We start from the raw sequence: 9,431 nt of genomic DNA on the forward strand, positions 1-9,431 counted from the left end.
TCATGACTCCTCGCTTCGGTGATGTGGCCTGCTCGCGCAGGCCCCTTGCATTACTTGTTGGCCCAAGCGATGAAACGCTCTTCCAGGTCTTCGCCGTGGTCGATCCAGAACTCGGCATCCGTGGCCCGGGCGTTCTTCAGGTTATCCGGTGAAGTCGGCAGTTTGCTGCCCACCGCCTCATCGACCAGTGCCACGGTTTTGGTGTTGCTTGGCCCATAAGGAATGGCCTCGACAAAGTGCTTCTGCTGAACCGGTGCACTGGCAAACGCGATGAAGTTTTCCGCCAGGGCCTTCTTCGGCGAGCCTTTGACGATGGCCCAGTGATCCAGGTCGTACAGGCTGCCATTCCACTGCATTTCAAACGATTGTCCCTCCGCCTGCGCCGAGGTGACACGCCCGTTATAGGCCGAAGTCATCACCACGTCGCCTGCCGCCAGCCATTGCAACGGCTGCGCGCCGGATTCCCACCACTGGATGTCGGGCTTGATCTGATCCAGTTTGCGGAAGGCCCGCTGCACGCCCTCCTCGGTGCCGAGCAAGGTGTAGACATCTTCCTTGGCCACGCCATCGGCCAACAGGGCGAACTCCAGGGTGAACTTGGCGCCACGGCGCAGGCCGCGCTTGCCGGGGTATTTCTTCACGTCCCAGAAATCCGCCCAGCCCTGTGGCGCGCTGGCGAGTTTTTTCGGGTCGTATGTCAGAACGGTAGACCAGATGAAGATACCCACCCCGCAATCGCTGACGGCGGCCGGGATGAAATCTTCTTTCTTGCCGATGCGCGACCAGTCCAATGGCTCGAACAGGCCTTCGCTACAACCGCGCAACAGCTCGGGGGATTCGACCTCGACCACGTCCCAGCTGGTTTTCCCGGTGTCGGCCATGACCCGGATCTTGGCCATTTCGCCGTTGTAGTCATCGGCCGTGATCGCCACTTTCTTTTCCGAGGTGAAGGGTTTGTAGAAGGCTTTTTCCTGGGCCTGGCGGTTGTTGCCGCCGAAGGACACCACGGTCAGTTTTTCAGCGGCGCTCAAAGGGCCGGCAAGCATTCCAAGCATCAGTACAGTTGCGATTTTGCTGTTCATGCGTCTCTCCGAATTCGCTACGTGCGTGAGCGGCAGCTAAGGGATGGCAGGTGGTTTTTTTGTTTTTGGCAGCAATATTTCGGTCAGCGCCGGGTGTCTTGCACCTAGTGGCCGGCGCACGGCGATGATTCCGAGGCGCAGCTCATTAGTAACATATTTAGAATATGATGCATCATAATTTTTACTGGTATAGTCTCACCACTCCACCCCTTCCTCAGGAGCGCCTGCATGACCGAGCAACGAACCCTCCTCCTCACCGGTGCGAGCCGTGGCATCGGCCATGCCACGGTGAAGCACTTCAACGCTGCGGGCTGGCGCGTGTTTACGGCCTCGCGACAGAACTGGACCGAAGGCTGCCCCTGGGCTGAAGGCGAGTTGAACCACATCCACCTGGACCTGGAAGACATCGACGAAGTGCGCCGCAGCCTGCCATTGATCCGGGAGAAACTCGGCGGACGCCTCGATGCCCTGGTGAACAACGCCGGCATTTCACCCAAAGGCGAAGCCGGCGCACGATTGGGCGTGCTGGAATCCGATTACGCCACCTGGCTCAGCGTGTTCAACGTCAACCTGTTTTCCACGGCGTTACTGGCCCAAGGGCTGTTCGATGAGCTCAAGGCGGCGCAAGGCTCGGTGATCAACGTCACCTCGATTGCAGGTTCCAGGGTGCACCCGTTTGCCGGGGTCGCCTACGCCTGCTCGAAAGCTGCACTGGCCGCACTGACGCGGGAAATGGCCCATGATTTCGGGCCACACGGTGTGCGGGTCAATGCGATTGCACCGGGTGAGATCGAGACGTCGATCCTGTCTGCCGGGACCGAACTGATCGTCGATCAGCAGATCCCCATGCACCGCTTGGGCAAGCCGGAAGAAGTCGCATCCCTGGTGCATTTCCTCTGCACCCGAGGCGCGTCGTACATCAACGGTTCGGAGATTCATGTCAACGGTGGTCAGCACGTCTGAAATAATCTGGAAATCCCGGCCGGAAACTTCCATCATTCGGGCCGGGCATCCGCCGCAGATGAGCGATCAATGAGCAACCCCTACCCTATTCAAACCCTCAATCACTCTTACCTGGGCAGTGGCATCTACGAGTTGCTGCGCGAGGCACTGATCACCGGGCGTTTCCAGCCCGATGACCGCCTGCGCATCCGCGACCTGGCCGAACAACTGGGCACCAGCGTCACACCGGTGCGCGACGCGATCCTGCAACTGGCCAAGGAACAGGCGCTGATCCTCAAGACCCCGCGTGACATCCGCGTACCCATCCTCACCGCCGCGCAATACGGCGAGATCCGCAGCATCCGCCTGGCGCTTGAAGGCCTGGCTGCGGAGACGGCCGCCGCGCTGGTGACCGACAGCGAACTCGCAGACCTGCAAGCCTGCATCGAAAACAACATCGCCGCGATCAACGCCCAGGACTTGCAAGCCGCTCTCAAGTGCAATCAGCAATTTCACTACGCGCTGACCACCATCGCGCGCATGCCGGTGCTGGCGGGTTTGCTCGATAGCCTGTGGATGCGCACCGGCCCACTGATCGCCCGTGCCTATGGCAACTTCAACGAGCGCATGGCCATCGACCATCACTGGGAAGTGCTCGACGCACTCAAGCGCCGCGATGGCGCGGCGGCACGGGCGGCCATCTGCCGTGACATTCTCGATGGCAACGAGAAGATGCTCGAGTACATCGAGATGGCGCAGGCGGACTGATTGGCAGTCAATTCGACTGTTGACGAAACATAGATGACCAGTTAGTTTATTAAAACTTTCTCATCACTGGATGTCTCTGTAATGGCTCGCCCGGTCAACCTCGAAGTCAGATCCCGTTTGCTGTCGATTGGCCGCCAGGTGGTTCACAACCGTGGCTTCAACGGCTGCGGCGTCCAGGACATCACCGCCGCTGCCGAGATTCCCAAGGGCTCTTTCTACAACTACTTCGCCAGCAAGGAAGACTTCGCGGCAGAGATCCTCGAGGAATACTGGACCTCGATCGAAACCCGCCACGGGCCGATCTTCTACGACGCCCGGGTCAAGCCGCTGGAGCGCATCGGCCAGTTCTTCCAGGCCCTGGTGCTCGAGCACGGCGAGCATGAATACAGCCTGGGTTGCCTGATTGGCAACCTGTCCCTGGAAATGTCCAATGGCAGCGAACAAACCCGCAAGCGTCTGGCCGATGTGCTGGCGCGCTGGGAAGGTTTGCTCGCGAGCTGCCTGCGTGAAGCGCAGCAGCGCCGCGAACTCTCTGAAACTCACGACGCCGAAGCGCTGGCCAGTGTCATCGTCGAAGGCTGGGAAGGTGCGGTCATGCGCGGCAAGGTCCTGCGCGACGGTGCACCTCTGCAGCGTTTCGTATCGATGGTCTTGCCTCGGCTATTGGAGTGAGTTTTTTTTCCTCATTAATAAGACGACTGGTCATTTATATAAAGCAACATTCACGTCTCATCCACGCAAGCACCCAAGAGGTAAATCGTCATGAGCCATCTGTACGCCGACCCCGCCGAACCCGCACTGCCTGCCACTGGTTTCAAGCTCGACCTGAGCAAAGCCGCCCTGGTGGTCATCGACCCACAGAACGACTTCCTCAGCCCTGCCGGCGCCAGTTGGGCGGTGTTCGGTGAGAGCATCGTCGAGAACAACACCGTCGAAAACCTGGAAAAACTGTTCAAGGCCTTCAAGGCTCACGACCTGCCCGTGGCCGTGTCGCCACACTATTACTACCCGCACGACCACGACTGGCATTTTGGCGGTCCGCTGGAAAAGGTCATGCACAGCATCTGCATGTTCGATCGCAAGGGACCGAACACCCTGGAAAACTTCGAAGGCTCCGGCGCCGATTTCCTCGAGATCTACAAGCCGTACATTCTCGACGGCGAGACCATCATCGCCTCGCCGCACAAGGTCTACGGCCCGGAAACCAACGACCTGGCGCTGCAATTGCGCAAGAAAGGCGTGTCGCAGATCATCCTCGCCGGCATGGCGGCCAACCTTTGCGTGGAATCACACCTGCGCGAACTGCTCGAACAGGGCTTTGAAATAGTCGTGGTACGCGACGCCACCGCCGGCCCGCGCCTGCCGGATGGCGACGGCTACCTGGCGGCCATCATCAATTACCGCTTCCTCGCCCACGGGCTGTGGACCACCGAAGAGACTATCGCGCAACTGCAACCGGCTTGATCGTGCCCGAGCGGCCGGGCATCGCGCCCCCCCGCTCTTTCTCGAGAACCCCCGATGAAAATCCCCGCCCGTTATGAGCATTTCGTTTTCGGCGTCGTTCAATCCGGCCTGACCTGCGCGGTCGCGGCCGCCATCGCCACCACACCCCATGCGCTCGACCTGGCCTTTGCCGGCCGCTGGTTGAACGCGTGGGCGCTGTCGTGGGTATCGATGTTGCCGGTGGTGGTGCTGGCGGCGCCGATGATTCGGCGCGTGGTGAGGCGGATGACGGTGGGCTGAATGACTTGGCTATGACTCACCCAACACACCGCCATCGCGAGCATGCTCGCTCCTACCGGGGGCTTCGGGGCTGCTCGCGACAGGCGCGCAAGCCCGCACCCGACGCACGAAATACTGTGCCCGTTCGCATTTTCGCAATAAACCACTTTTCATCCGCGCATTTGTAGCCGCTTCGTTCACGGACAAGCCGGTACATTAGACCTCCATGGTCCCGCAGAGCGACCGACAACAAAACCTACAGCTCGCCCAAGAAAATCTGCCAACCATTCGGAGTCTTTCCATGAGCACATTGCGCACTACAGCTTTCCAACTCGCGAGTCTGGCCCTGTTCATCGGTAGCGCCACCCAGGCCATGGCCGAGGACATCACGTTCGTATCCCAGGGCGGTGCTTATCAGGAAGCCCAGAGCAAGGCGATCCTGGAGCCTGCGGCGAAAAAGCTCGGTCTGACGCTCAAACAGGACAGCTCGCCCAAGGCCTACCCGATCATCAAGACCCAGGTCGAGAGCGGCAAGGTCACCTGGGACGTGGTGGACCTGCCCACTGGCGACTGCATCCGTGGCGAAGCCGAAGGGCTGTTCGAGAAGCTCGACCTTGCGCTGATTCCCAATGCCGCGCAAATACCCGACAGCCTCAAGGACGAATACAGCGTCGGCTACATCAGCTACTCCACGGTGCTGGCGTATCGCACGGACGCGTTCAAAGGCGCGGACGTACCCAAGACCTGGGCCGACTTCTGGGACACCAAAAAATACCCGGGCCAGCGCTCCCTACGTAACCTGCCACGTCCAACCCTGGAAATCGCGCTGCTGGCCGATGGCGTGCCGATGGACAAGCTCTATCCGCTGGACGTCGATCGCGCCTTCCGCAAGCTTGAGCAGATCAAGCCCGACATCGCCACCTGGTGGACGTCCGGCGGGCAGTCGGCGCAGCTGATCAGCGACGGCGAAGTGGACATGATCCAGGCCTGGAACGGCCGTATCACCGCCGTACAGGCCGCCGGCGCACCCGTGGCATTCGACTACAACCAGGGTGTGCTGGAAACCAACTCGTTGTGCGTCCTCAAAGGCTCGCCGCACAAGGTGGCCGCCATGAAATTCGTCAACGAGGCCATCGATGCCAAACTGCAAGCGGCGTTGCCGATGATCATCGACTACGGCCCGCTCAACCCCGAAGCCTTCAAGACCGGGGTAATCCCGGCCGAGCGCGAGGCCAAGCTGCCTTCCGCACCCGGCAACATCTCGCGCCAGGCCCTGCTCTCGGCGCAATGGTGGGCCTCCGAAGCCGGGGTCAAGGCCGAAGAACGCTGGTTGTCCTTCGTCCAGAAAAAATAGCCATCGGCCGTTGCTGCGCCGCAGGCCAGAGGCCTCGGCGCAGGACATGCCGTCTGCCCCCGCGATTTCGACATAAAGCGCTTGCGCACCGGTCAATTGCGTCCACTTCATTCGTTGGCATCCCGGTACATTAGGCCTGAGGGTCCCGCAGAGTGACCTGTGCAGACAACTCGCGCTCGCCTCAAGTACCTGCCCACCATTGGGAGTTCTTCACATGACATTACCCGAGCACCGCACCCTGCTGTCCGCCAGGACGACTGCCACCGCCAGCGCTACCCGTCAGTGCTGGATACCCTCCAGCACTGCGCAGTGACGAGAGGTCATCATGTCCAACGCCTATCTCGCCAAATCCATGCCCGACTCCAGCGACCAGCAGCACCAGCCGCCCATGACCAGCGAAGACGCCCTGGCCCGTGAAGAACGCAAGGAGCACACCTCCATGCTGTTGCTGCTCACCCCGGCGCTGGTCATGGTCGTGGTGCTGTTGATCATGCCGCTGTGCTGGCTGGCCTTTCAGTCGGTCCAGACCGAGGAAGGGTTTTCCCTGGCCAACTACATCCGGATTTTCCAGGAAAGCATTTACTGGGACACCTTCGCCCTGACCTTCAAGATCAGTTTCCTGGTGACGATCCTGTCGATCGTCATGGGCTTCCCCATTGCCTACGCCGCTTCGCGCCTGCAGGGTTTCTGGGCCAACCTGATTCTGATCTGCGTGATCCTGCCGTTCTGGACCAGCGTGCTGGTGCGGGCCTATGCCTGGCTGGTGCTCCTGCAACGCCGCGGACTGGTCAATCAGACGCTGATGGACCTTGGCATCATCGACCAACCCCTGACGCTGATGCACAACACCACTGGCACGGTAATCGGCACCCTGCACGTCATGCTGCCCTTTATGGTCCTGCCGCTGTATTCGGTGATGAAAAAAATCCCCCAGGACCTCATGCAAGCGTCCGAGAGCCTTGGCGCCAAACCCTTCTACACCTTCCGCCGGGTCTTCCTGCCGATGGCAGCGCCGGGGGTCATGGCCGGTTCCATCCTGGTGTTCGTCATCTGCCTAGGCTTCTTCATCACCCCGGAACTGCTCGGCGGTGGCCGCACGATCCTGGTGTCGATGCTGGTGCAACGCAACGTCGAGCTCTATCACGCCTGGGGCGCAGCCAGCGCAGTCGGCCTGGTGCTGCTGTTTGTGGTGTTCCTGATCTTCTGGGGCATCAATCGCTTCATCCCCATCGAACGCATCCTGGGAGCGCGCTAAATGAACCTGCTTGCCAACCTGCGTCACCTTCGCCTGTCCCACGTGCTGTTCACGGTGCTGGTCGCGGCGATCCTGCTGTACCTGATCATCCCGGTGCTGATCGTGGTACCCATGTCGTTCTCCGAGGCGCGCTTCCTGCAATTCCCTCCCAAGCAATGGTCCTTCCACTGGTACGAGGCGTTCTTCAACAGCGTGGAGTGGATGTCGGCGGCGCGGGTCAGTCTGATCACGGCATTTTTCACCATGGCCATCAGCCTGCCGATTGGTATGGCGGCCGCCTACGCCATCAACAACTCCAGCCTGAAGGTGGTGCGTACGCTGCAGATCATCCTGCTGCTGCCGATGATGGTGCCCATCATCCTGATCGCCGCCGGCGTGTTCTTCGTTTACGCCCGGGTCGGCCTGATCAGCACGCTGACCGGCCTGGTGCTGGCGCACATCATGCTCGCCTTGCCCTACGTGATCATCGCGCTGCTGGCCGGTCTGCGTAACTTCGACATGTCCCAGGAAATGGTGGCGCGCAGCCTGGGCATGAACCGCTTTCGCGCCTTCATGGCCGTGACCCTGCCGCAGATCAAGCCCAGTGTGGTCTCGGCGACACTGTTCGCCTTCATCACCTCGCTGGATGAAACTGTGGTGGCGCTGTTCATCTCCGGCGGCGACAACCAGACTCTGACCAAGCGCATGTTCACGGCGCTGCGCGACGAGATCGATCCGACCATTGCCGCTATCAGTTCGATCCTGATCCTGGCGTCGCTGATCCTGGTGGTGATTGCCGGTCGCAACAAACAATAACCAACAACGCACTCCCCCTCTGCAAACACACTTGCCCGCCATTGCGGGCAAGTGTGTTTTTGCGTCCTGACCACGCACGCCCATGCCGACGTGCAGCCCAGCACAGCCTGCCGTCACACGGCTTAATTCAGCATCTATCACCCGTGTCCAGGCCCATCTCGGGGGAACCGCAGAATTCGGAAAAAATCGTACGCTAAGCTAACGGTGTTCTCGTGACAGCTCTTTGACTAGGCTTTCTAAGGCCATTCTGATAGCCCTGACTTCCTGAAAAGCCATGGCTAAAATTTGTGCGGCTAAAAGGGATAACCGATGGTAAAGTAAGTTATCCCTGTCGAGATACTGAAAAGCGTTATCCTCGTTTTTCCCAAAACTGTTTTGCCAGTTCGCTCAGAGCGCTAGTTAACTGAGCGACAGATTTCGCACTTTGCAAATTATTCTGCCCGGTCTGTACATTGGTATCAGCAGCATCGCGTATATTGATAATACTGCGGTTTATGTCTTCACTTACTGCTCCCTGCTGCTCGACCGCAGTCGCTATTTGCGCGTTCATGTCGGTAATTTCGTTAACGCGTTGGCCAATTCCATCAAGAGCTGTAGCTGCTTCCTCTGCGTGAGCTACACTCGTGTGCGCTTGCCGACTACTTTGCTCCATGACTGTAACAGCGGATTGCGCTCGCTCTTGTAGAGCGCTGATCATGCTTTGAATATCCGTTGTCGATTGCTGTGTGCGAGCAGCAAGACTGCGAACCTCATCGGCGACAACAGCAAAACCACGCCCCTGCTCACCAGCACGCGCGGCCTCAATTGCTGCGTTGAGTGCCAACAAATTCGTTTGCTCGGCGATCCCTCGTATAACGTCAAGAACTTTTGATATCTCGTTACTTTGACCTTCAAGCTCATGAATAACCTGAGCGGCTTGCCTAATTTCACCTTCAAGGGCAGTGATTGACTGGCTTGTGTGGGCTACCAGACGCTGGCCAGATGCCGTCTCAGTGTCTGCTCTTCCGGCCGCATCTGCAGCATGCTGTGCATTGCTCGCAACCTCTTGAATGCTTGCCGCCATTTGGTTTACTGCCGTTGCTATTTGATCTGTCTCTGCCTGCTGCTCAACTGTAAGTACATTGCTTGACTCAATATCCTTTAGTAGGCCTCGGGTGTGTTCGCTAAGCCGATTTGATGCATCACCTATGCGACCTACTATGGCGCCTGTTTCAGCTTGCATCATTCGTAAAGCAAACTCTATTTGGCCAAACTCATCGGTGCGCCCAGTGTAGAGGGATTGACTTAATGGGTTATTGGAAATATTCCTGGCTCTTTCAACCAGTCTTCCAAGAGGAGAGAGAATAGCCAAAACACTAACAGAGCTTAAGCTTCCTGACATTAAAGTGGGCGGTTACAGGAGCTGAGTGCAACACGGTTATTGAATTGAAGCTGGAGCATCATGCCGCATAGCCATAGCTTCCTGCATCACCTCGTCCATAACCTCGATCGGACACTTGAAGTCGAAGCGCTT

Annotated in this window: 10 protein-coding genes; 8 read left to right on the forward strand and 2 right to left on the reverse strand. The window is 58.9% G+C overall.

Annotation, left to right across the window (positions count from 1 at the left end; genetic code table 11):
* Nucleotides 1–50: 50 nt before the first annotated feature.
* Nucleotides 51–1,082, reverse strand: coding sequence for an ABC transporter substrate-binding protein (locus tag JJD74_RS27760; RefSeq protein ID WP_016487048.1), 1,032 nt, complete (start codon nt 1,080–1,082; stop codon nt 51–53).
* A 228-nt stretch (nt 1,083–1,310) separates the two neighbouring features.
* Here JJD74_RS27760 and JJD74_RS27765 point away from each other — a divergent pair, with 228 nt between their 5' ends.
* The 8 genes from JJD74_RS27765 to JJD74_RS27800 all read left to right on the forward strand — a co-directional run bounded on the left by JJD74_RS27765 (nt 1,311) and on the right by JJD74_RS27800 (nt 7,918).
* Nucleotides 1,311–2,045 carry an SDR family NAD(P)-dependent oxidoreductase gene (locus JJD74_RS27765; RefSeq protein WP_016487047.1) on the forward strand — a complete coding sequence of 245 codons (735 nt, stop codon included), beginning with the start codon at nt 1,311–1,313 and terminating at the stop codon, nt 2,043–2,045.
* Nucleotides 2,046–2,114: 69 nt separating this feature from the next.
* Nucleotides 2,115–2,792: a GntR family transcriptional regulator gene (locus JJD74_RS27770; protein ID WP_016487046.1), complete on the forward strand. Its 678-nt coding sequence runs from the start codon at nt 2,115–2,117 to the stop codon at nt 2,790–2,792.
* A gap of 81 nt (nt 2,793–2,873) precedes the next feature.
* The gene (locus JJD74_RS27775) at nt 2,874–3,464 is read left to right on the forward strand and encodes a TetR/AcrR family transcriptional regulator (RefSeq protein WP_003465041.1); all 591 of its coding nucleotides are present in this window, start codon (nt 2,874–2,876) and stop codon (nt 3,462–3,464) included.
* A gap of 90 nt (nt 3,465–3,554) precedes the next feature.
* Nucleotides 3,555–4,256: a cysteine hydrolase family protein gene (locus JJD74_RS27780; protein ID WP_003465039.1), complete on the forward strand. Its 702-nt coding sequence runs from the start codon at nt 3,555–3,557 to the stop codon at nt 4,254–4,256.
* 54 nt (nt 4,257–4,310) lie between these two features.
* Nucleotides 4,311–4,535 carry a DUF2798 domain-containing protein gene (locus tag JJD74_RS27785; protein ID WP_003465037.1) on the forward strand — a complete coding sequence of 75 codons (225 nt, stop codon included), beginning with the start codon at nt 4,311–4,313 and terminating at the stop codon, nt 4,533–4,535.
* Nucleotides 4,536–4,815: 280 nt separating this feature from the next.
* On the forward strand, nt 4,816–5,868 hold the full coding sequence (locus JJD74_RS27790) for an ABC transporter substrate-binding protein (RefSeq protein ID WP_003465034.1): 1,053 nt from the start codon (nt 4,816–4,818) through the stop codon (nt 5,866–5,868).
* A 325-nt stretch (nt 5,869–6,193) separates the two neighbouring features.
* Nucleotides 6,194–7,123, forward strand: coding sequence for an ABC transporter permease (locus JJD74_RS27795; protein WP_003465031.1), 930 nt, complete (start codon nt 6,194–6,196; stop codon nt 7,121–7,123).
* Nucleotides 7,124–7,918: an ABC transporter permease gene (locus JJD74_RS27800; protein ID WP_003465028.1), complete on the forward strand. Its 795-nt coding sequence runs from the start codon at nt 7,124–7,126 to the stop codon at nt 7,916–7,918.
* 349 nt (nt 7,919–8,267) lie between these two features.
* Here JJD74_RS27800 and JJD74_RS27805 read toward each other — a convergent pair whose 3' ends face one another.
* Complete coding sequence (locus JJD74_RS27805; RefSeq protein WP_073454648.1) at nt 8,268–9,299, reverse strand: methyl-accepting chemotaxis protein; 1,032 nt, start codon at nt 9,297–9,299, stop codon at nt 8,268–8,270.
* Nucleotides 9,300–9,431: the final 132 nt, after the last annotated feature.

This window comes from Pseudomonas sp. MF6776 (assembly GCF_016613125.1).
In the GTDB taxonomy this organism is placed as follows: domain Bacteria; phylum Pseudomonadota; class Gammaproteobacteria; order Pseudomonadales; family Pseudomonadaceae; genus Aquipseudomonas; species Aquipseudomonas iridis.